Source organism: Spirochaetales bacterium (assembly GCA_016930085.1).
Classification (GTDB): Bacteria; Spirochaetota; Spirochaetia; order SZUA-6; family JAFGRV01; genus JAFGHO01.
Genome location: JAFGHO010000034.1, coordinates 1 through 23,918 on the forward strand (window position 1 = coordinate 1; position 23,918 = coordinate 23,918).

19 protein-coding genes are annotated in these 23,918 nt (G+C 47.1%); 12 read left to right on the plus strand and 7 right to left on the minus strand.

The window, feature by feature from the left end; all coding sequences use genetic code 11:
- Positions 1–108: 108 nt before the first annotated feature.
- Positions 109–834 carry a hypothetical protein gene (locus JW881_06060; protein ID MBN1697057.1) on the minus strand — a complete coding sequence of 242 codons (726 nt, stop codon included), beginning with the start codon at positions 832–834 and terminating at the stop codon, positions 109–111.
- Between the two features lie 228 nt (positions 835–1,062).
- Between JW881_06060 and JW881_06065 the strand changes: the two genes are divergently transcribed.
- The 3 genes from JW881_06065 to JW881_06075 are packed head-to-tail and all read left to right on the plus strand — an operon-like array spanning position 1,063 to position 4,980.
- On the plus strand, positions 1,063–2,187 hold the full coding sequence (locus JW881_06065; protein MBN1697058.1) for a sulfatase-like hydrolase/transferase: 1,125 nt from the start codon (positions 1,063–1,065) through the stop codon (positions 2,185–2,187).
- 15 nt (positions 2,188–2,202) lie between these two features.
- The gene (locus JW881_06070) at positions 2,203–3,885 is read left to right on the plus strand and encodes an alkaline phosphatase family protein (GenBank protein MBN1697059.1); all 1,683 of its coding nucleotides are present in this window, start codon (positions 2,203–2,205) and stop codon (positions 3,883–3,885) included.
- A 48-nt stretch (positions 3,886–3,933) separates the two neighbouring features.
- Positions 3,934–4,980 carry a radical SAM protein gene (locus JW881_06075; protein ID MBN1697060.1) on the plus strand — a complete coding sequence of 349 codons (1,047 nt, stop codon included), beginning with the start codon at positions 3,934–3,936 and terminating at the stop codon, positions 4,978–4,980.
- Between the two features lie 146 nt (positions 4,981–5,126).
- Here JW881_06075 and JW881_06080 read toward each other — a convergent pair whose 3' ends face one another.
- The 6 genes from JW881_06080 to JW881_06105 form a co-directional block, all read right to left on the minus strand.
- A complete protein-coding gene (locus JW881_06080; protein ID MBN1697061.1) occupies positions 5,127–5,834 on the minus strand; it encodes a hypothetical protein in 708 nt (235 codons plus the stop codon).
- 205 nt (positions 5,835–6,039) lie between these two features.
- The gene (locus tag JW881_06085) at positions 6,040–6,969 is read right to left on the minus strand and encodes a hypothetical protein (protein ID MBN1697062.1); all 930 of its coding nucleotides are present in this window, start codon (positions 6,967–6,969) and stop codon (positions 6,040–6,042) included.
- 143 nt (positions 6,970–7,112) lie between these two features.
- Positions 7,113–7,970, minus strand: a complete 858-nt coding sequence (locus JW881_06090; GenBank protein ID MBN1697063.1) for a hypothetical protein — start codon at positions 7,968–7,970, stop codon at positions 7,113–7,115.
- A 94-nt stretch (positions 7,971–8,064) separates the two neighbouring features.
- Positions 8,065–8,718, minus strand: a complete 654-nt coding sequence (locus tag JW881_06095) for a Crp/Fnr family transcriptional regulator (protein MBN1697064.1) — start codon at positions 8,716–8,718, stop codon at positions 8,065–8,067.
- A gap of 100 nt (positions 8,719–8,818) precedes the next feature.
- On the minus strand, positions 8,819–9,820 hold the full coding sequence (locus JW881_06100; protein MBN1697065.1) for a tetratricopeptide repeat protein: 1,002 nt from the start codon (positions 9,818–9,820) through the stop codon (positions 8,819–8,821).
- Between the two features lie 42 nt (positions 9,821–9,862).
- Positions 9,863–11,095, minus strand: a complete 1,233-nt coding sequence (locus JW881_06105) for an amidohydrolase family protein (protein MBN1697066.1) — start codon at positions 11,093–11,095, stop codon at positions 9,863–9,865.
- A 348-nt stretch (positions 11,096–11,443) separates the two neighbouring features.
- On the opposite strand from JW881_06105, the gene argR reads away from it, so the two are divergent.
- The 9 genes from argR (at position 11,444) to JW881_06150 (ending at position 23,912) form a co-directional block, all read left to right on the plus strand.
- On the plus strand, positions 11,444–11,923 hold the full coding sequence (gene argR / locus JW881_06110; GenBank protein MBN1697067.1) for an arginine repressor: 480 nt from the start codon (positions 11,444–11,446) through the stop codon (positions 11,921–11,923).
- Positions 11,920–12,954 carry an N-acetyl-gamma-glutamyl-phosphate reductase gene (gene argC / locus JW881_06115; protein ID MBN1697068.1) on the plus strand — a complete coding sequence of 345 codons (1,035 nt, stop codon included), beginning with the start codon at positions 11,920–11,922 and terminating at the stop codon, positions 12,952–12,954. The genes argR and argC overlap by 4 nt, the downstream gene beginning before the upstream one ends.
- A 15-nt stretch (positions 12,955–12,969) precedes the next feature.
- Entirely contained in the window at positions 12,970–13,746 is a 777-nt protein-coding gene (gene argB, locus JW881_06120; GenBank protein MBN1697069.1) for an acetylglutamate kinase, read from the plus strand.
- 21 nt (positions 13,747–13,767) lie between these two features.
- Positions 13,768–14,979, plus strand: a complete 1,212-nt coding sequence (locus JW881_06125; GenBank protein ID MBN1697070.1) for an acetylornithine transaminase — start codon at positions 13,768–13,770, stop codon at positions 14,977–14,979.
- A gap of 15 nt (positions 14,980–14,994) precedes the next feature.
- Positions 14,995–16,266 carry an argininosuccinate synthase gene (locus JW881_06130; protein MBN1697071.1) on the plus strand — a complete coding sequence of 424 codons (1,272 nt, stop codon included), beginning with the start codon at positions 14,995–14,997 and terminating at the stop codon, positions 16,264–16,266.
- 36 nt (positions 16,267–16,302) lie between these two features.
- Positions 16,303–16,785, plus strand: coding sequence for an N-acetyltransferase (locus JW881_06135; GenBank protein ID MBN1697072.1), 483 nt, complete (start codon positions 16,303–16,305; stop codon positions 16,783–16,785).
- A gap of 274 nt (positions 16,786–17,059) precedes the next feature.
- A complete protein-coding gene (locus JW881_06140) occupies positions 17,060–18,571 on the plus strand; it encodes a hypothetical protein (GenBank protein MBN1697073.1) in 1,512 nt (503 codons plus the stop codon).
- Positions 18,572–18,652: 81 nt separating this feature from the next.
- On the plus strand, positions 18,653–21,733 hold the full coding sequence (locus JW881_06145) for a WD40 repeat domain-containing protein (protein ID MBN1697074.1): 3,081 nt from the start codon (positions 18,653–18,655) through the stop codon (positions 21,731–21,733).
- Entirely contained in the window at positions 21,690–23,912 is a 2,223-nt protein-coding gene (locus JW881_06150; protein ID MBN1697075.1) for an ATP-dependent Clp protease ATP-binding subunit, read from the plus strand. Before JW881_06145 ends, JW881_06150 begins: the two co-directional genes overlap by 44 nt.
- Positions 23,913–23,918 lie beyond the last annotated feature (6 nt).

A 23,918-nucleotide genomic window follows, 5' to 3' on the forward strand; every position in this document is an offset into this window, starting at 1 on the left:
ACTCCTTGAGTAATTTTTTTCATACATTGTATAACGCTCAAAAAGTGTAAATTGCTTTGAGTTTTTTACTATCGGAGATAAAAAAACCCGGCAAACTCCAAAATGTCTTCAGGCATAGACATCGACCAACCGGGCCGGCTCCCCGAAAGTCTTTGAAACCTGTTCATCGTAATAATCCTTTAGCCGGTCAAAAAAGGTTTCCGAAACCTCTCCAGGTTCCACACGGCGTAGGCCGGATAAAAAACTTCTGTCACCCGCGTATCCCATAACCGAATTTTCATGTGCACCCATATTTCCCGCCGCTTCCGCTTTTTCTTCCGCCTCTACCGCCTTTTCCTGTCTGAGTTCCGCTCTGGCCTGTTGTTCCATTTGAATCGCCGCAGCCGCGACCCTCATATCCTGGGGTGACGGATTCGCCGGCGCAAGTGCGGCCCTCCTGATTTTCTGCGCCTTCCGTATTGTCTCTTCAGGATTTCCCGGTACAGGAGAGGTATCGATCGATACTTCACCGCCAACCGCATAGAGTCTTCCGTCCGGGCCCATGACAAACGAATAGGATGCCCCAGCAGTCGCAATCCCTCCCGCGGCTGCAATATGTGCGTGCTCATGCGCGCGGACTTCGGCATCACGCGCCCGGAGATGACCCAGGATACGCGCTTCCGAAAGATTCATTTCATTTTCTGAAAACGTTTCTTCAGCTTTTATCCGCCGGTTTACCTCGTTTATCTTTGTAATTTTTTCAAGGCTGTAGGGCATATATGTTTCTGTAAGTCTGTTTTTTCCATAAAGACCGGAAATTATAGTGTTATGGAAATCAATTTCTGTTAACGGCATACCTGAAATCCTCATCCATATAGCACGCTATGGCTCGCCCTCCCGTTTACTTTAAAGTATATCATGATTCCGCAGAAAAACAAAGCTTTTTTTAAACGCAAAAGTGCCTGAATCGAAACGCGTGAGTCCATCCCTTTTCCCTTGACAATCGGTATTCCTTCCCTTAAGCTTGTTGTAAGAAAGACAATCACACCGATGATTCCCGGTTCTAAAATCAGAAATTGTATATTGATCAACCTTGACGGATTCCGCGCAGACGCGATCGCACATGCACCCTGTCTCGAGTCCCTGAAACAATCCTCCTGTTTTTTTTCTTGTGCCTTTACCTACGCGCCATATACCGTCGCTTCCCTGCCCGCGGTTATGACGGGATTATACGGCAGGTCGAACGGCGTGAATGCCTATTACCGCAGTAACCGCTTCGATTCCGGCAACTGTTTTACCATGGCACAGTATTTCAAACAAAAAGGGTGTCATACACGTGCCGATATCGTCAACAGGCACGTTATCCCCTCCCCGGGTTTCGATTCGATTATGATCCATGATGAAAACAAGGATGATTTTATCGATCGGCACTGCGGCATAATCAGAGAAGTGTCTCTGTGCAAAAAACCTTTCTTTATTTTCTTCCAGTACAGCCCTATCCACGCGAGGCTGGTACGGGATGTCATAGACCGCTATGATGATTTCAGTGATGAGTATTTTGATAGAGAAAACCGCAATAAAAATCTCGACGGGTATAAAAAAGAAATCGTAAAAGCGGATCATTATGTCGCGGCTATACTGAATGTATTGAAAAACCTGCATATCGAGAACAATACACTTCTCCTTCTCTTCTCAGACCACGGTTGCAGCCTGGGCGAGAGAAAGGGGGAGAAGGCATATGGAGTATATTTATATGACTATACACTAAAAGTATTCATCTATCTTATCAATCCGGTTTTTTCAAAGGGATTCGTCGTCAACGACCTTGTTCGAACGATCGATATTCTTCCCACACTCATGGACGTATTCCGGATAAAACCGATGAGGGCTTATCTCCCTCCGGAGGGGATCTCCTTGCTTCCGCTATTATCAGGGAAAGAACCGGAAGGGCGCATCTCCTTTTCAGAGACCGGGGGTCTCGGGGGGCCCGATCCCTCACCCCAAAAACCAAATATAAAATGCATACGCACGCAAGACTGGAAACTCATTTACAATATATCCAGGAGAACGAATGAGCTATACGATATGAAAACAGATCCTTGTGAAACCAAAAACCGTGACGATGATGATGTCGACATCAAGTCGTATCTCTGGGAATTGCTTAAAGCCGCGGGAAATTTAAATCAGGGAATCGATTATGACAGTTGACGGGAAGGAGTATACATGCCAAAAAACAGGGTATTGATCATCGGACTGGACGGGGTCACCTATGAAATCCTCGAACCATATCTGAATCAGGGTTTATATCCCTCACTGAAGCGGCTTTTGGATACGGGTATCCACGGAACCGTTACGGCGACGATCCCCCCCATGTCGAGTTCGACGTGGACATCGATTCAGACCGGAGTCAATCCCGGCAAACACGGCATTTTCGACTATATGCAGAGGAAGCCCAAAGCGACCGAATTCGAATATAAAAACGCGAAATCAATCAGGATACCGGTTCTTTGGGATCTGATCGGGAAATACGGCAAAAAATCCTGTATCGTCAACGTGATGATGACATATCCCCCGAAAGATATAAACGGCGTTATAATTTCGGGCGGATTGACCCCGGAGAAAGCTCGATTCTATTCGCCCGAAACAATATCGCCGGAAATAAAGGAGATTATCGACAGATATATCATCACCCCCTACGGAGGATATGATTTTTTTCGAGATAATTATACCGATTATATCGAGAGATATATTCGCGTCGCGGAAAAACAGAAGGATGTCACTCTCGGGTTAATGCGGAAAGTTGATTGGGATTTATGCATGGTGCTTTTCAGTTGTACGGACGGCGTTCAGCATATGGTATGGAAGTTCATCGATAAACGAAGCCCTCTCTGGAAGGAAAGTTACTCCGGTATCGAAAATCCGTTTGTTGCTTTTTATAAAAAAATCGATTCGTTTATCGGCGAACTTGTCAATCAATGCGACAAACACACCACCATTATCGTCTGCGCGGATCACGGATTCGGCCCCTTTTACGCGCGAATTAATCTCAATAATTTTTTGCAAAAACATCATTACCTCGCATTCAGGAAAACATATTTAATCGGTATCAAGCAATTAATGCTGAAACACAATATCTCGCTTGTACGTGCAAGAAGGATCGCCCATAAACTGCGGATAACAAAATTGAAGCAACGATTCAGGGACGAAAAACAGAAGACACTTGGCAGGGCGGCATTATCCCTGTATGATCTCGATATGACGAATACAAAAGCATACGCCGTCGGAACCTACGGGCAGATTTATATCAACCTCAAGGGAAGGGATCCTTCGGGCATTGTGATGCCGGGTAGAGAATACGAACGGCTGCGTGACGAGATCATTCTTCACCTCATGAACCTGAAAGATCCCGCAACCGGGAAAACGGTCATAAAAGAAGTGAAGAAAAAAGAGGAACTGTATTCGGGGTTCTATAGCGACAACGCGCCGGACCTGGTCGCCATCCCCGAAAGGGGGTATTCTCCGAACGGAAGCATCTTTTTCACTTCCGGGAACATCCTGGAAACGACGGATTATGCGTCGGCCACCCACGAGGTCGAAAGCGGTATATGCATTCTTGCCGGAAACAATATCAAGTCAAATCAAAACCCGTTCAGTCCCGTCAGTATCATGGATATATGTCCGACGGTCCTCGCACTGCTTTCCGTTCCGATTCCGGATTATCTCGACGGTAGCGTCATTGGTGTTGCACTGACGGATAGTAAAGAAAAATCAGTCGAGCCGGTGTATGAACATATAGATATCGGCGGTTTTTATACAGCGACGGATGAAAAACCATTGTCGCAGGAGGAGATCAAAGCATCGGAGAAAATCATCGAAAACCTCGGCTACCTGCCGAAACAAAAATGAAGCGATATTGAGCTTGCCAGAAAATTGTAAAAAGGCCATACTGTCATTATGGAGTTTCCCGGGCGTGTTTCCTTTACCCTCACCAATACCTGCAATCTCCGCTGCCGCATGTGCGGGCAATGGAGTGAGGAAGGGTATATACGCGAAAGAAAAACAAATCCTGCCATTGAAATGAAACTCGATGACTGGAAGCGGCTGGTCGACGAGTGCGGGGAACATCACATAACGTCGATTTTACTTCGCGGCGGCGAACCCTTTCTCTTTCCCGGTATTATCGAACTTCTTGAATACACAGTCGGTAAAGGGATGCATGTCTCAATCGATACCAATGGGACCATGCTTTCGAAATATGCGGCCGACATTGTCCGCATCGGAAACATTCACCTCACTGTTTCTGTGGACGGCCCCCGGAGCATCCATGATAGTGTCCGCGGGGTTACGGGCTGTTTCGACAAGGTAAAGAAAGGTCTCGCCGGTCTTTCCGGGTATATCGGACAACGAGATCCGAATCAGACAATAAGCACATCGATCTGTTTTACCATCAGCCGTTATTCATACAGGGGACTCGGGGCCATGCCCGATGTTGCACGCGAGATGGGAGTCGGGTCAATCGTCATCGTTCCATATTATTATGTACCGGAATCGGTGGGAAGGGAATATGAACGGCAGCTTCATGAAAATCTCGATTGCAACGCCTATTCATGGACCGGTTTTCATCATGAAGATTCGGGCGTCGATTTTGATGTTTTCCGGAACGAACTGAAGACGTATATGACCGGGCTTGAGGGCTTATATAATTATCCTTACATGCCGCTTACCGAAAACGAATACCGAATCTGGTTCGATAACGCGACAACGCCCGTCGGCCCCTTATCCTGTCATAATGTCGAACGCTTGCTCGACATTCAACCGTCAGGCGATGCGAATTTTTGCGTGGATTTTCCCGATTATACAATCGGCAATTGCAGGGAAGCGACAATCGAGGAAGTCTGGAACAGCGGGCGCGCAAACCGTTTTCGCAGCTTCAGACGGAACACTCCCCTCGCCGTCTGTTACAGGTGCGGAGCGAAATATATGTCGGAACAACACAACTGAAAACACCGGCGTGTACCGGATAATCGAACGATAATAAGGGCACCTCTAAAAACCTGCTTTGCAGGTTTTTTGAAGTGCCCATAAAAATATTCGATGACGGTCCTCTTGTATGAACGCGTCAACGGCCGGTCGAAGATAAAAACGAATCAATCGGCCGGATTAACCGGTTCAAAAAGAAGAGCGTTTCGCTTTTTGCCCACCTCACGGATAACCCCCATCTTTTTCAGGCAATAGGTTACCTTTCCCGCATCCCGTACCGAATAACCGGTATATGCCGCAAGATTGCTGTTCGAGAAAGGGACGGCGATACCTTCCGGTACAAACCGCCTGAAATCTTCGACTGTTCTGAACAGATAGTGTCCCGTAATTTCCAGAAGGCGCCTGTCGACAATACTTACTCCCTTTCTCCGCCAGCTTCCCTTGCCGTCATTAATTCTAATTTCTTCCATTCGAATAAGAAGGAGTTCGATTTCAAGGTTTTCATTGATAAACAATTCAGGGATATAAACGAGTTCTTTGAATATATCGATAAGTCGCCCTTTCTTTGGTGATTTTCTCCTTTTTTCAGGATCATCGTCACCCGATTTTTTCTTCACAATCCATTTTTCCAGTACAAGCGGATACACAACCCTTACAATATACCGGCCGGACAGGTCCATTATTTTCCTTCTCAATGCGGTAAAGTTCCCTGTTTGAATCTCGATGAGAAGGTTATCCCGTACGATATCGACAACATATCGACCTATCATGACTTCACATCTGTCACCCGGGAGTAAAAGTGCCGCCTTGATATCTGCATGAAGCGATCTTTCATTGAGTTGCCCTATATGAGGAGCTTTTTTTTTCCTTTTCATAACCATACGTATCTATATCGGTAAAAAACATTGATGTTGAGATCCTCGATACTCCAACTGTTATCACAGAAGAAGATTTCTTTTAACTATTCATATGTATAGATATTCTACGCATAGCTTTACCTCCGTCCCTGAGTAATATCGAAAGCAACCACATCAGTACATTTAAAACCACCCGCCTTTCCCGACAAGCGATGCCCGCGATTTATGCGGCGGGCTTTTTCTTAATTGCAAAAACCTCATATTTCAGACAGATAGTAAGGATTAATGAAGACAGTGAAGGCAAATAGATCAGCGTCAACGGATCCATAACCGAACTAAAAAGTAACTGATAACTTATCAGTGAAACAATATTGATACTCATGATAATCCCAAAGAGGATTACTCCATGAATCCTCTTTTTTTTTAAAAAAAGGTCGAACAACAAAATAAAAACGACATTCATGATAAAAACCATGAGAAACATACCTTGAGTTTTCAGATCCCCTGCCGCTTCACTAATATTAATCGTATTCCCTTCTCCCATTGTCATTGTCGTTTCCTCAAATTCGAGTGTATATCCTCCAAGGAAAAGAAGGGATATCGATGTCACAGCATAGCCGATATACGCAAAACATGAGAGAGCAATTGACCTCACGACCTCTCCCGCCAGCGGGAACCGATCGAAGATACTTTCATTCTGTTCTTTGGATTTTTGGGTGATAAAAAGCAGGATGGAAAAAATCAACGTCTGAACTCCTATTTCCACATAGCCCATGAGATGATACCATAAAGGAAGCCTTGAATAGAGAAAGCCTTCGATTGAAGATGGGGATGCCGCCGGTGTATTCAGAATACCGAAAATGAAAATGATTCCCCATATTACCAGCCAGCCGTTTTTCTTTGAGATCCAGACTGGCTTGACAATCCACAAACCTATGGCGAAAAACAGTCCGCGAATCGGCTGAAGAAAGGGACCGGCCATAGCGGCAGGATCGCTTACAGGACGCATAAAATTCTTGATGACATCAATGGCAAAGATACCTTTGTAATCAAATATCTGATGAAAAAAAAGACCGCAGAGAATGTATGTCACCGAATGGATGACAATAACCCGTAAAGTAAAATTAAGTTTTTGTTTTGTCCCGGTTGTCATGTTTTCCTCCCTTTTAATCCGGAAATGATAAAATCGGAATTTTTAAAATTCCTGTTATATACGGACTATACCCCCGAAGCGAAGCCGGTTCCATGGGAAATTCTTACTAAACATAACATCCTGCAGGTGAATAAGGAAAAAAATCAAAATTCGGAAATATCAATTAATTGACCCATTTGGGCTTCTTTTATCCGATTAATAAATTCAACACGGCACCGGGTCCCGGTTTTTCTGTAAATGCTGTATATCTGATTTTTAATTGTATTTTCAGCAACGCCAAAATTGTAAGCCATTTCTTTGTTGCTCAAACCTTTTACCAAAGCTTTGGCAACCCGCTTCTCGGAAGGAGTGATATGGTAGTGGCTAAAAAAGCCATCCGGTATTAATTGAGTGATTTCTCTTGTCTTTTGGGGCAGGTACTCCATCCAATCGATTATATTCAGAATAATATATGTAATGGCAAGAGAAAAGATAAAACCCTTATCGATTGAAGAGGGACGGAGGAAAAGGAATTCCAGTGCACACATCGAGATCGAGCTTATAAGAACTATGATATCTCTTCGAAACTCCCTTGACTGTTTTATCTTATTATCCGATCCTGGTCCACCCGTCATTACAACGACGGTCATAATAAAGAAAGGAATGAGTACACAGGCGATTGCGATAAAAGGAAACACTCCTTTTGAGAATATTACTGAAACGACGACACACACTATTGTCCACGAAGCATAACAAATCAACAAGAGCAATTCTTTCCTCTTCAACGATGTATGCCTGAGTGCGGCCATATAATTATTGAAACTGATCAACAAGGGTATTGACAACATCAGGATGACCGGAGAAAAAAGAAACATCAGTGAAATCCCCGTATTAATATTCAGATAAAATATCACCAACGCCCAGATAAGTATACATGTGTAGGAGAGTTTGAACCACAGAAATCCCACTATCTTTTTGTCATGACTCAACCGATACTGATAGAACAGCACGCCGATAATCATAATCCCCGATAAAAGGGCTATTGCATAGATAAAAAGATTGAAATGAAGCATACGCGATAATATACCCTTTTCGTACGTTTAAACGATTACTTCCTCAATCCTCGCTATGCTGTTTCCGCTTTGAGGCGACAAAACGTGCGAAATCATTAATGTTTTTTATAACGATCTTGTTCCCCTCAAGCCCCATCCTGTCCTGTCGTTTGAAATGATCGATCACTTTCCTGCATTTGTCGGGGGGAATCCCTGCCCAGTGGGCAATATCGTCGACCGAGGCATCGATCTCAACCACATCGGGATCGAGCGTGTTTGGTTGTTCTTTTTCCGAAAGCATGAGAAAAACATCTGCGACCTTTGCGTCGATATCATCGAGGGTGAGAATCATAAACCGCCGTTTCTGATCATAGATCCTTTTAGTAAAAAGCTTGAGCAATTTAAGAGCGATCTGGGGATTACCCTGCATGAGTACCATAAAATTTTCCCGGTTAAACTCGAGGGTGACGACATTACCCACGGCGATTGCGGTCGCCGATCGCGGTGCCTCTTCCAGAATCGCCATTTCACCAAAGATTTCTCCGGGTTCGAGAATATCGATCGTTTTTTCGATATCCCCCATAATTTTAACGATTTGTACCCGGCCGGCATTGATGAGGTAGAATGTGTCTCCGGGTTCATACTCGCAAAAAATAACATCCTGATCTTTATACCGTTTTCCGAAACGTTCTATTAATGAATCGCTTATATTCAACATAAAATGACCTCCACGGTACAATCGGTATATCCATTACCATCCTGTCACCGGTCGTTATCACGATAGTATACAAAATCGATCCGGCTGAAATACTATCGCTCTACCGCTCCAGATTCCGCAAAGACCTGTCGGCCTTTTGAAAAAGGGGATCGGCCTCCGGGGTTAGCGACAACACCTTTCTGTAAATATTGATCGCCTTATCCATTTCCCCTTTTTTCTCATTGCACTGCCCGATATAAAACAGGGCTTCTGAGAGATCGGGATGTTTCGGATATTTCTGGAGCAGCATGGTAAATATTTTGATGCAATTGTCGAAGTTATTCGTATGGAAAAAACATTTTCCGATTTCAAATTGTGCTTTCAGTTTATATTCTTCATCGCCGCTTGTTTGTATGATAGTACGGAAAATATTAGAGGCTTCGGAGTATTTACCTTCACTCGTCAGACTCACACCGCGGTAATAATCCTTGCCCACCCCTGAAAGCTCTTTTTCTTTCGCCGGTTTATCCACTTCCGGTATTGAACTGTCGACATTGATAACCGGCCCCTCACCCTGACCGTACTTCTGGAGGTAGTCTTCCGCGAGATAGATATTGCTTGTCGCTTCCTCGGCGTATTTTCCCGAAGGGTAATAGACCAGATAACGACCCAGTGCGTAGATTGCCTGACTATATTTTTTTATCTTGAGATAATATAGACCGATGCGATATAAACCCGTTTCCGGATTTATCTGATCCCCCGCATAAATGAGATTTTGTACCTGTTTATGTATTCGCCTCAACTGATTTGAAAAAACCTTGAGCATGGTAATAATAATGCGGGTATTTTTCGCAGCGAATTGTTCGAACTCCGGCACGGTAAACGAAATGACCCTCGAATCATTGAGAACAAGTGCCGTTTCCTCGCGGGGGTATCTGCCAAGAGCGGATTTCACGCCGAAAAATTCACCTGTTTTTATGAGCTCATGAATTTCCTGGCCTGTTTCAATATTGATGAAATTGAGACTTATTTTACCCTCATTCAGGATAAATACCCTGTCGGCAATATCACCTTTAAAGTATATTATTGAATTGGATTTATAGGCGATCGCCTTGGGTGACACTCGTTTTTAATCTCCTTGTTATAATCCTCTTTTATAATAATCCTAATCGTCTATCGGAATAAAATCAAAGCTTTTTTTGAATCCGACCGCATTTCTGATCCTCGCCATCAATCCTGCGGGATCCCCCACAACGACCTTATTTCTTTTCTTTACTTTTATCTGGGTGTAATCCACTTCATATTGTTTGAACAAATCCTCGAATTCCGCCGAACCATAAACGGGTTTCCCGTCGAGGGTGAGAAGTTCGATATCTTCCATCCGTATATCCACAAATGCCTTGTAAGGATCATCATGGCGCGGTTTGACAAGAAGCAAGTCTGCCAGTTTTCCCTCCTCGATGCTTCCTATCTGGTGCTGCATTCTGAACGCGATAGCGGGATTGATCGTCGTCATATCGAAAAGTATTTTTTCGTCAAGCTCTTCATCATACATTTTTTTATATGTCTGGGCGGCAAAACGAATCTCTTCAAGAATGTTGGGCGAACCCGAATGGGTCGCGTCCGTCCCGATTGCCACATTGATATGTGCATCAAGTATCTTTCTTATTTTACAGGTGACATTGAACATAAACATATTCGAACCCGGACACCAGACGATCGTTGCCCCCGCTTTCTGTGTACTTTTGATATCCTCATCTGAAAACCCTATACAATGGATAAGTACATTGTGGTCGTCAAAACAATCGAGTTTTTTAAGGGTTTGAACGGCGGATTGCGTTTCCGCATCAAAACCTTCCGCACAATGGATGATAAAAGGAAAATTTTTCTCAATCGCCCGCCTGTGTTCAACTTCAATACCGTCACCCCAATCAAGCGCGAATGACTCCACAGCGTGGGCAAGGGTATAGTTCTGATTCACCTTTATCGGTAGAGCGGGGATATACTTGCCGTTGATATTATGGGGAAAGTGGTCGTTGACGGTCACAACGCCGGAAAAGAGGTTCTTGTAGGCACTCAGAAGGTAAAGATCCTCAACAGGATTTTTCTCCCGTTCATGATAGACGGGGGCCGATTTTAAATCTTCGTCCCAGAAATGCCAGTTGAGATAGTACGTACCCTCTTTCGGCCCGACCTTTGGCAGATAATTACCTCTCATGTGATCGTGAACATTGATGATGGCAGGATAACAATAATATCTGCCCTTCACATCAATATCATAGTCCGCCTTGCTTCCGATCCCGGTTATATTACCCTTTTCCACTTTAATACTGGAATCCTCGAACAGCTTCTCCGGCGTTACTATTGATAATCCACTTATAGAATAACTTCCAAGCATCTGCTTCCCTTTCGCTTACAAACAAATTTATTAATTGTCTGCAAATTTATCAATACCTTTTAGATCGCTTTATCCATACAACCGCCTTCCCGTATGATTCCGGTTGATCTTCATCATACTGAAGTATATGTGTAAAAAAAACTCAACCGCACCCGCACAAGAAGATGGTTATATATACCATTATTATCGGTATTTCGTATAAAATTCTCAGAAACAAATAGCTATTTTTTAAAAAGTAATCCCTTTTTGTCAAATTTTCAATTGTTTTTACATCCTTTCGCTTGACAGTATCATATACATAATGTATATTTATACAATATTTGTGTATATATATTCAAGGATTGTAATATGGAAGACAAAAAAACAAGATATCGGGCTATCAGAAGGATTATCAGTACCCATATCATCGACAGCCAGGATGCACTCCTCAAGCACCTTGAAGAAGAGGGATTTGATATTACACAGGCAACACTCTCCCGCGATCTCAGACAACTGCGGGTCGTAAAGGTCTCGGACAGATCAGGCGGATATTACTATACTTTTCTCGAAACGGATACAGGTAAGGACACGAACAACTCATTGCAACAGGATTTTTTAAGGGGATTCCTATCAATCGCCTTTTCGGGGAACCTGGCTCTTATAAAAACACTTCCCGGACACGCGCAAAGCGTCGCCGCCGCCGTGGATAAATTCGCGATCGATGAAATTCTCGGTACCCTGGCAGGCGATGATACGGTTTTATTGATACCGAAAGACGGCATAGAACGGGAAGCCATGATCTCTGCACTGGAATCGAAAATACCCGGTTTAAAGGAGGAACAGATATGAAAGCGGCAGTCTGCGGAACATCCGGATACACCGGACTTATTCTTTTGAGGCTTTTAACGGGACATCCACACATACATAACATTATTCCGGTCTCCTCCTCTCGCGAAGGAAAGCACGTCCGGAGTATCGATCCCGGTATCGGTGAAGACATCGTGGAGAAGACCTCCCTTACCGGAGGACTATGCGTTTCCATAGAAAAGGCGGCAGCAATGAGTCCCGATGTTGTTTTCGGCGCACTTCCGCACCTGAAATCCGCCGAACTTCTTTCACCCTTTTTCGCAAAATCTGTCGTTATCGATCTTTCCGCCGATTTCAGGATAAAAAATCCGTCCGTATTCGAAAAATCATACGGCTCGCCGCCGCCAAAACCACACCTGCTTCACGATGCCGTCTATGGCCTTTCGGAATGGTACAGGGAAGACGTGGTAAAGGCCGATATTATCGCGAATCCCGGATGTTACCCTACGGCAACCCTGCTTCCGCTGCTTCCCCTGCTTAAAGAGGGGATAGCGGGCGGTCTGTGTCTTGTCACCGCAATTTCGGGCATTTCAGGCGCCGGAAAAAAGGTAAAGGAAAATCTCCTCTTTTGCGAAAGAAGTGAAAATACCGGTGCATATTCTCCGGGGAAAAGCCATAGACATACATCGGAGATCCAGCAGGAAGCGGATACGGCAATGCCGGGGACGGAGGTCCTCTTCACCCCACACCTCGCTCCGTTAAAACGTGGCATGGTAATCACGACCGCAATTCCATGCATCGGAGAGGTTTCAGATGAGGATATCGGCGGCGTATACAGCCGCTATTATGCGAACGCACCGTTTATCAACATCAGGCCGGATATCCCCCAATCACGCGATGTCTGGGGTTCAAACAGGTGCGATATAAGCTGGCAGCGTGAAGGGAATGTGCTGCTGATTTTCTCGGCAATCGACAACCTCATCAAAGGCGCTTCCGGGCAGGCGGTTCAGAATATGAATATACGATTCGGATTCGAAGAGATATCGGGTCTTTCCGTCCATAATGAAATCTGAATAAAGGAGGTATCAATGAGTACCCACGTCGTAACGATTAAAATCGGGGGCGCCCTCGCAAAAAACGTGCGTCTCATCCTTGAACTGGCACAGGACATGAAGGAACTTGAAGGCAGCAATATGTTTATTATCGTCCATGGAGGAGGTGAAGAAGTCTCTGAACTCACCCGGCGGTTTGGAATGGAGCCGGTATTCAGAGACGGTATCCGTATTACTTCGGTCGAGGAAATGGCGTTTGTCGACAAGGTGCTGTGCGGAAAGGTGAATAAACGGCTTGTCAGGCTTTTCCAGAAAAGCGGATTCGATGCGGTCGGTTTAAGCGGTTCGGACGGAAGGCTTTTTCTCGGCAGGAGCATCGGGAGTGAGGAGAATCCCACCCATACGGGAAAAATAACCGCCGTCAACCCGCGGCTTGTCAGGGTACTGCTGGAAGAAAATTACCTCCCCGTCATCGCATCCACTTCCATGGATAATGAGGCTGCGCCCTTGAACATCAACGCGGACGAAGTCGCATTCAAGCTTTCCACGGTACTCAAAACCGACGTCATCGTCTTTTTATCCGATATTCCCGGCGTCCTCCGTTCCGGAAAAGTATCGGCTTTACTCACCTCGGAGGAAATCAGGGCCTCCGTTGCGGACGGAACGATCACGGGCGGTATGATTCCCAAAGTAAACGCTGCCCTCGATTCCCTTACACGCGGCGTGGGAAAAATTATTATCGGCGAATGTAACGGAAGCGGTTCCCTGAAAGACCTGATCAATGGTAAAACGGGAACGCAGATAGTAATGTAACATAAAAAAGGAGACACGACCATGATTGAAAAGAATGCCTTTATAAAAAATCCGCCCCTCCCGAAAAACTTCGCATCGGAGTTTCTTCTGGTGCAGAAAGGGCATGGGATTTATCTCGAGGATAACGCGGGAAACAGGTACCTCGATTTCGGCGCGGGGCTTGCGGTGAATGCGCTCGGCTACGGGCGTGAAGATCTTGCCGATATCGCATGCGAACAAATGAAAAAACTCATCCATATTTCCAATCTCTATGCGACTCCGCCGCAGATCGCTTGTGCCGAAAAGCTGATTGCAACCGGTCATTTTGCAGCGGTCCACTTCGGCAATAGCGGTTCGGAGGCGAACGAATCAGCGATCAAATACGGCCGGCTTTATGCATTACGCACAAAGGGTCCGGGCCACCACAAGATTCTCTGCTTTCATAATGCCTTCCACGGGAGAACCATGGGAGCCCTCTCCTGCACACCGACTCCCAAATACCAGGATCCCTTTGTCCCGCTTGTTCCGGGAGTCGAGAGTATCGATTATAACGATTGCAAGGGTCTGGAAAAGGTACTCGACGAACGTTTCGCCGCGGTAATCGTCGAAGTCATACAGGGCGAGGGCGGCCTTGCCATGATGAGCGGTGAGTTCGCCGCGAAACTCAACGAACGCTGCAAAACACTCGATATTATCCTGATCGCCGACGAAATCCAGACAGGCCTTTCGAGAACCGGTACATTATACGCGGGTGAGGCGGTCGGGCTTGAACCGGACATCATAACGCTCGCGAAACCCCTTGCCGGCGGTCTTCCCATGTCCGCAACACTCATACCGGAGAAGATCAACGACCTGCTCGCAGTCGGTGAACACGGCACTACCTTCGGCGGCGGACCGGTAACCACGGCGATCGCAAACAAGGTGCTGGATATTCTTACCGATCCCGCGTTCATCCGGGCGGTGGAACAAAAGGGCGCACTCTTGAAGAAGCGCCTGCTCGAGTTATCCGGGAAATTCGATTTCCTCGGAGAAGTGAAGGGTAAAGGACTGCTTCAGGGTGTCGAGGCCGATTGTTCGGTTGAAGAAATCGGGACAATTATCAGAATGGCGCTGAAAAAAGGACTCCTCATTCTGAGATCGGGGAAAAATGTACTCCGGATCGCACCTCCTCTGGTAATATCGGAAAACGAGCTTTTAAAAGGATGCTCGATTCTGGAAGAGGTATTATCGGAATATATCCGTACGAAACAATAATCTAAGGAGAACGATATGAACGAGAATAAAATCAAAAAGATCGTGCTCGCTTATTCCGGCGGACTCGATACATCGATTATTATCCCCTGGCTGAAAGAACATTACGGAAATGCGGAAGTCGTTGCCGTATGCACGAACGTTGGCCAGGATGAAGACCTGAGCGGACTCGAACAAAAGGCACGCGCGTCGGGTGCATCAAAACTATATCTTGTGGATGTAAAAAAGGAGTTTGTCCGCGATTACATCTTCCCGCTGCTCCGGGCTCGGGCACTCTATGAAGGGAAATACATGCTCGGGACGTCAATCGCCCGTCCGCTTCAGGCGAAATGCCAGGTGGATATCGCATTGAAGGAAAAGGCGGATGCGGTCGCCCATGGATGCACGGGGAAAGGAAATGATCAGGTACGATTCGAGTTGACCTACAAGGCGCTTGCACCGCACCTCAAGGTCATAGCCCCATGGAGGCTTTGGGACATTCATTCGAGGGAACAGGCGATTGCATACGCCCGGAATCACAATATACCCCTTGGTTCCATTTCAGAAAAGAACATCTACTCCCGCGACTGCAATATCTGGCATATGAGTCATGAGGGTGGTGATCTTGAAGACACGGCGAACAGACCCCGTGAGGACCTTTTCAAACTTACCGTATCGCCGGCCGATGCACCGGACAGGGAGACGGAGATAACCATCGATTTTAAAAAGGGTATACCGGAAGGGCTGAACGGAAAAAAATATTCTCCGCTCGACCTCCTTTCCGAACTCAACAGACTCGGGAGAGAAAACGGTATCGGACGGGCGGATATCGTGGAAACCAGGGTCGTCGGCATGAAAAGCCGAGGTGTGTACGAAACACCCGGGGGAACCATTCTGTATGCCGCACTCAAGGAACTGGAAATGATGACGCTCGATGACGAATGTCTCGCCATGAAAGAGTCGATCGCGATCCGGTATGCCCGAATCGTATATCAGGGTAAGTGGTTTTCGCAGATTCGCGAATCGCTTGATGCATTCATGGAAAAGATTTCGGAATATGTGACCGGCTCCGTTTCCTGTGTCCTCTACAAAGGCAATATCATCATCGGTTCGAGAACATCGCCCTATTCCCTTTATATGAAGGACCTCGCTTCATTCGGGGAGAGTGCATACGATCATAAGGATGCTTCCGGGTTTATCAATCTTTACGGCCTATCGACCGGCGTCTCTTCCATTGTCAGGCGCGGAGAAAAAAGCGATACCGGCCAGGCCTCGTCGATCAGGGAAATGGCGACATTTCACGATAAATAGAATGAAATAAAGGAACGGAAACGAAAAGGGAGAGCCATGATTAATATAAGAAAACCGACGGTCGGGGATGTCGAGACCATTTTTAATTTGACAAGCAGAATGGCGGGCAAGGGATTGATGCTTCATCGAAGCAAATACAAAATCATCACGATGCTCCAGAATTTTCTTGTTGCCGAGGACGAGGAGACGGGAAAGGTGATCGGATGCGGTGCTTTCATCCTGCTTTGGACCGATCTCGGCGAAGTCGTGGCGTTAGCCATTGAAGAGGAATACCAGGGGAAAGGGGTGGGTAAACGTATCGTGAAAGAACTGCTTTCGAACGCCCGCCGGATGCAAGTCCCGGAGGTCATTACCCTCACCTATAAGCCCGGATTTTTTAAAAAGATCGGTTTCAGCCCGGCAGACAAGGACAGGTACCCGCGAAAAATCTGGGGGGAATGCCTTGAATGTCCGAAACTCGAACAGTGTGACGAGACAATGCTCCATATCATGATGAATGAGGAAATCGATATCGGGTGAAAATGCCGCATCCAAAGAAATAGCCCCAATAACAGTTACCCTGTTCGGCCCGCAGGGTTATTCGATTTCTGCCGAAAACCGTATACCGTGACCCGGACCTGTATCGTGACCATGAAGGGCGGGAGGATACATGCTTGTTGACAAACAGGCTGTTCTGTGCAATAATGTGCTGTACGATGTGCTTCCGGAAAGTGGGGTAATTCGGTAATCGGTCCATAACCCGCTGATAAAACGGTATTCTTTTACGACACGATACATACATTCAGGCTTGAAAATGATTAATATCGAAGAGTATGTTCCACTGAAAGACGAACTGAATCTGCTATATAAACAACACGGAAAATATAAAACAGGGAAAGGGAATACCGGGGAAAGTGGTTTTCCAGAGAAAATCAGCTTTCCAATGGAAAGCCCGCATATTCCCGCCCGTGACGAACAGGCATCTCCATTACTTCCCGCATATATTATTTCAAATGCACTATCGATTCCCCTTGATATTTATCGCACATGTATCCTGGTCCTCAAGGGTATGTGGGAAACCTCACATGAGAAAACCAAGTCGGGAAACGGGAACAGGCCGTTAAGCCGTGAGGATACAGACGGCGAAAAGGAACACCAGGGTATACGCTTCAAGCCGGACGTAAGCGGTTTATACCCCCTCATCCGCGAGGCTTCCCTGGAACTTATCCGAAATTCCGCTACACTTGAAGAGAGTGAAAAGTGTCAGTTCGGCGATTTTGATGAAAAATCACTGCATCACCTCCTTCAGGAAATGCTCCTTACAAAAATCTATTTTTTTTCCATCAATTCGAAAGAAGTTGAAGATTTTATCAGGAAAAAAAAAGACGAATACGAACTCCTGAAGCAGGCGCCGGAGAAACTCAAACAGGAGTACTGGCTTGCGCGGTGTGTCTGGGTTGAACTGCAGGAGGAACTTTCCGAACTGCTTATGCTGCTGGAATCCGCACGCCTTAAAAATGCCTATATTGTCCGGGAGTTTCTGCATGTGTTCGGGGAGTGTTATATCTCACTGAAAGAGCAGATCATACGGGTTCTTTCCCTCAAACGCCGTCTTCTGCTCAAGGAAACCCACCCCGGGTGGTCCATACACGATATCGATGAGAAGGTGAAAAAACTCGGAGACGAAGAGGAAGCGGAAATGGAGAAACTCAAATTCAACGCGAAAATGGCGTGTTTTGTTCATGAAGTCAAACCGGGTAAACCCATCAATGACCAGACACTCAATGAATACAAAAAAAAGGTAAAAACGGTACTTCGCCAGATTTATTTTATCCTTCATCCACACAGACTGATGCATCACCCGCAGTTTCAAACGCTGACGGAAAAACAGCGTAATCACCTGATGAAACTCTGGGACAGGGTAATGGAAATCAGACAGCACGAACTGCGCTATCCTGAAGGCACGGTCGGTCATTATATGCATTCACTCGAAAAACTCCTTTCGCTGCGCGACAAGGCGGATAAAATTCTCTCGCATTCCGGTCTCCGCGTTAACGTGAACTATATCATTGCCGGAGACACCATCGAAGAACGTATCGCGTGGCTTGAAAACGAGATCAAACAGCTTGAAAAGGATATTCAATATACACGCGATGAAATCATGGCTTTTCAAAACAATAAGGACATTCTGGAGAAAAAAGCGGCACTCTCATGCCCGGCGCGACACGAACAGGTGAAAGTGGAGATGCATAAACGTGCGGTCGAGTTGAAAAGCGAAGCCGAGGAACTCGAATCGACATACCGGCTGTTGTTTGAGAAAAATTGATTCTTTTATGGCCCCGCATTCGTTTAATCCGCCGTGGCCGGTTTTTTTAAAAGCGCAGGAACGCGCCGCAGGGAAAAAGGAATGAATACCCCGAATAATAAAAAGGATAACGGGAAGGACCTCGCCCTATCACGGGAAACACGAATCAGCCTTCTCGATGAACAGCAACAAATCTTTTCGTTATGCAATATCAAGGCGAGAAACACCATGCACCGGGTGGGGGGACATTCCGACTGGATACGGGATATCGCATTCACATACGACAACGAAAGAATAGTGTCCGGAAGTGATGATTGTACCGCCCGGCTTTGGGACACAAAAACGGGCACCTCATTAATGGTGTACCGGGGCCATACCGATACCGTACGAGCGGTCGCAATTCATCCCGATAACACAATATTGGCGACAGGGAGTTGGGATACGACAATTCGCCTATGGATGCTTGAAACGGGGAAATGTATCAAGATTTTGAAAGGGCATACAGCCCGAATACGGTCGATCCTTTTCAGTCCCGACGGGAACTATCTTTTTTCGGGAAGCGAGGATAATTCGATTAGAAAGTGGTTGGTCGCCGATGGTGAATGTGCCGGCGTATTTCTCGGCCATAAGAAGGCCGTACGGACAATTATATCATCAGGCTGCGGTAACTATATATTTTCCGGGGGCGAAGATTCCCTCATCCTGCAATGGGATACCTCAAACGGCGAATGTCTCTGTGAAATAAAGGGACATCAAGGGGAGGTATTCACGCTTTGTCTTTCATCGGATAACTCATTGTTATTCTCCGGCGGACGGGATCGAATAATCAGGATTTGGGATTGTGCGAGTCGAACATGCAGGAAAAAATTGAGGGGCCATAAAAACTGGGTAATGTCCTTGTGCCTTCATCCCGATGGGAAAAGGCTTTTAAGCGGCGATCTTGACGGGGTTGTAAAAATATGGGATATCGGTGAAGGGACCACCTCGTTTACCTATGGCGGACCGACATGGGGGGTCAACGGAGTACGGTTTTTAAATGACGGCGGGTATTGCCTTTTTTGTTCGGAACACCGCGTGTCCCTTCTTCATATCGCAACGGGGAACGTCATCCGGGATTTCAAGGGGCATATCAAGAATGTCGCAACGATTTATTGCAATAAAAGGAATACGCTTCTCGCTACGGGGGGATGGGACGGGGTGATCAATCTGTGGAACCTCTCAAACGGCCGCCGTATCTTTACATTGACCCACAATAAAACAAAAGGAAGCGGTATCCTCTCCGTTTTCATCAGCCGGGACGACCGGTATCTTTGTGCGGGGAGTGACAACGGGTATATAATGGTCTGGAGTCTGAAAAGCGGCAGGTGTATTCGAGTGATCAGAACAAGCGTCGATAACATTCATGGGGTCTGTTTCACTGCGGACAACAACCATATCATCATCTGTTGCAGGGAACTCTATGACAATATTGTGATGTTCGATATTAAAACCGGCGAGATGGTCCGGCAATTCTGGGGCCATGAAAACACCGTTTTCGCCATCGATATAAGCGATGACGGGAAGTACCTCGCATCGGGGAGTGCGGACAATACCGCACGTGTATGGAATATCGAAACAGGCGCCTGTATCGCGACCTTAAGAAATCACACCGACTGGGTCGAGACCGTCCGGTTCAGCCGCGACGGGCGTTATCTCCTGACGGGCGGCTGTGATCTTCTGGTCAGACTTTTTGATATCGAAACGGAAAGTCTTGTCAGGGAATATTCTGGTTCCACACACACAATCTACTCCGTCGATATTGACGGGGAAGCGACCATGATCATTGCGGGCGGGAATGACAAGATGATACGTATCTGGGATAAAACAACAGGAAAGGTGATAAAGCAATACAAGGGAAATGATTACCAACTGTACGCGGCGCGATTCGACAGAACCGGAACATTTCTCGTAACAGGGGGCAAATACTCACTCAAGCGCTGGGAATTGGATTCGGGGATACGTGTGCAAGAATACACCGGTTTTTCAAACAGTATTTGTGCCATGCATGTCAATCCATACACCCGTGAACTCGTTATCGGAAGCTGGGAGTTCGGTGCAAAAAAAATCAACATTGAAAAGGCCGCGGTAACCATGACCTACCGTTACTGCATGTCGGCGACGCACGCGGTATTCCTGAGTACCTCAGGCGAACGGCTGGTCGCGGGGGGACGGTGCGTACTCACCAACCTGCTCGATGCGCGGACCGGCAGGCAGCTTCGCTGGTTCGAACACGGTAAATGCGTCAATGCCGTCATCCTCAATGCCAGGGGAGACAGGCTTTTTACCGCGTGTTCGGATCATCTTGCCAGGCAGTGGGATATCAACCTCATCGAATGTGTCGTCACCTACAGGGGACATAGAAGCGCCGTCTTTGACATTAAACTCAGCAGGGATGAAACCAGATTGTATACCGCCGGGAGGGACGGAACGATAAGGCAATGGGATGTTCGGCAGGGTATCTGTTTAAATACATTGTATGGCCATGATGGAGATATCAACACCCTCCTTCTGAGCTGGGATGAGTTTTCCATCTTTTCCGGATCAAAAGACCGTACAATCCGGGAATGGGATATTTCGAGCGGTGTGTGCCGCAGGACGATCGATACCGAAGATGAAATTACCGCATTAAGCCTGACAATGGACGGAACAAAAATAATCAGCGGAACGGCCTGCGGAATGATTGAAATGCGACACAGGGACGACGGGGGGCGCCTTTGGTTTCGCCTGGAACATGATGGCGGAATAAGCGGACTGGCGGTTTTGGATGAGAGGAATATGATCATCTCATCGAGTTATGACGGTACCGTTAAATTCTGGACGCTCGATACGGGAGAACTCCGCGCATCGTATCATAATATTAATGAAGGATTTCTCTGGACGAGTCCTCCGGATAAATGTGCTCCTTTCGGCCGTTTCTGGACAGACAGGAGGGATATTATCGGGGTGATGGAATGCGAAGAAGACGGAAACAATCCATCGATTATTCCGGCAAACCATCCTGAGAGGGACTCCTATATGCGAATATACAACAACAAGGAGGCGATCCTGAAACGCATCAATACAAGGATACTCGCGCAGGAAAGATCGGATATCCATTATTGTGTCGAAGCCGAAAGCAAACGCCTTGATTTCAAGGGGGGATAAACGAACGAACATGACGACACTTTACGATCTGAAAAAGATGTGCCAAGAAATGTACCCGGAGAAGCCTCCCGATATGATGCTTCTTCTCATTGTCTGGGCAACCGGAAAAAAGAGGGACGAACTGGATAACCTTCTTGAGAACTCGGGACTCTCGCTCGATGAGTTTATCGTTACCCTCATGCCTTTCCTCGATACCCCTCAACCGGAAAACGATAACCTACTCACTTCATGTATCCTGGCTGCAACGGATGGACCGGTTTACGGTGTCAATCTTCTCCACATGCTCGCAGAGAAACCGGAAAACAGGCTGCATGCCGTTTTGGTAAAGGCGGGCCTCGATATATCGATCTTCAAAAGGAATATCGAAGCGGCCCTCGCTGCAAAATCCGGCATTCTCACCGCGCACGGCATCGCTTTGAAGGATCATTCCGGTACACTGCTTCAATACGGACGGGATCTTACACTGCTTGCTCGCCAGGGGGAATTCGACGCGCTTTGCGACCGGCCGGTCGAGATCGACCGTCTTTTAGAGGTACTGCTTCGAAAACAAAAGGCGAATCCGGCATTGACGGGGCCGGCCGGTGTCGGGAAAACGGCACTGGTCGAGCTTTTTGCGCGATATCTGGTGAATACGGACAATCTCCCCCTCCCCCTCAAAGGAACGGGGCTCTTTGAAGTGAGTATGGGAAGACTCGTTGCAGGAACGAAATACCGGGGTGATTTCGAAGAGCGTATGACACGGATTATCGAAGAGGTGCAAAAGCGGAAGCCCTCCATTCTTTTCATTGATGAAATGCATCTCATCTGGGGGGCGGGAAGGGCCGAAGGTGTTACTACCGACGCGGCCAACATTCTGAAACCGTTTCTCGGCAGGGGGGCACTCCGCCTTATCGGCGCCACCACGGTGCAAGAATTCCACCGCACCATTACACAGGATACGGCCCTGGCGCGGCGTTTTCAGGAAATCCGGCTTGCCGAACCCGATTCCGGTCTGACGGCCGAGATGGTCGGAAGTCAGGCATACGAGTTGAGCCGCTACCATGGTGTTGATATCCCGGATGACATCGTTCATGAAGCAATACGGCTTACCGACCGTCATCTCCCAGGCAGGTTCCAGCCCGATAAAAGCGTCGATCTTCTTGATTCGGCGTGCGTCAATGTCGTACGGAACGGAAAGGACCGGGTGACCGTGGACGATCTTCTTCACACCCTTTCACGCCAGACCGCCAGACCGATCACTTCTCCTTCCGCCGACTTGAGACATGAACTCAGGAATCTCGGTGCGGAATTGAGACGCCGCATTGTCGGACAGGACGAGGCGATCGAACGGGTTGTGGCCACCTTCGTTCACCGGCGGTTCGATCTGGGTCCGGAAGAAAAAAATCTCGGTTCGTTTCTTTTTGCCGGCCGGACGGGAGTCGGCAAGACGGAACTGGCGAAAAGTATCGCGGATGTGTTTTTTAACGGGCGCCATTCGCTTCTCGTTATCGATTGCGCCGAATACAGCCAGACCGGCGGGATAAACAACCTCATCGGGAGCCCGCAGGGATACGTGGGAAGCGAAAAGGAGGGGATGTTTGCCGAATGGGTTCACATGACGGGAAGCGGAGTGATTCTGTTCGATGAAATCTCCAAAGCGCATCCGGAACTTCACAAACTGATCCTCGGCCTGCTGGACACCGGGAGAATCACAAGCAGCAAGGGGGAACGACTCGATTGCCGGCAGTGCATGATCGTGCTTACCACCAACGCGCTGAAAACGGAGGATCTCCAGCGTGAAAATATCGGATTTGCCCGGTCCGCTTCACATCCCGAGATCACCGAAATTCTTTCGGATCATTTTCCCATGGAAATGCTCGCGCGGCTGGACGAGCACATTCTCTTCAATCCCCTGAGTGACGGGGATATGAAGCGTATTATTCTGATTCGCATGGAAGAGGCGGCAAACCGGATGAAAAAACAGGGGATCACTCTCGTCTACGACGACAACGCGGCGAGTGATTTTCTCATCGGATTTCTGAAAAAGAACCGGACAGGGGCGCGCGGCGTCGAACGCCTTATCGAAAAGAAAATTCTCCAGCCGGTTTCACGGGCACTTCTTTATCATGAAGGGGAAAGGGGAAACGAAGTCGTCCTGGGAGGTGATTTTTATTCTTCCGGAACTATCGAGATACACTAAATAAAG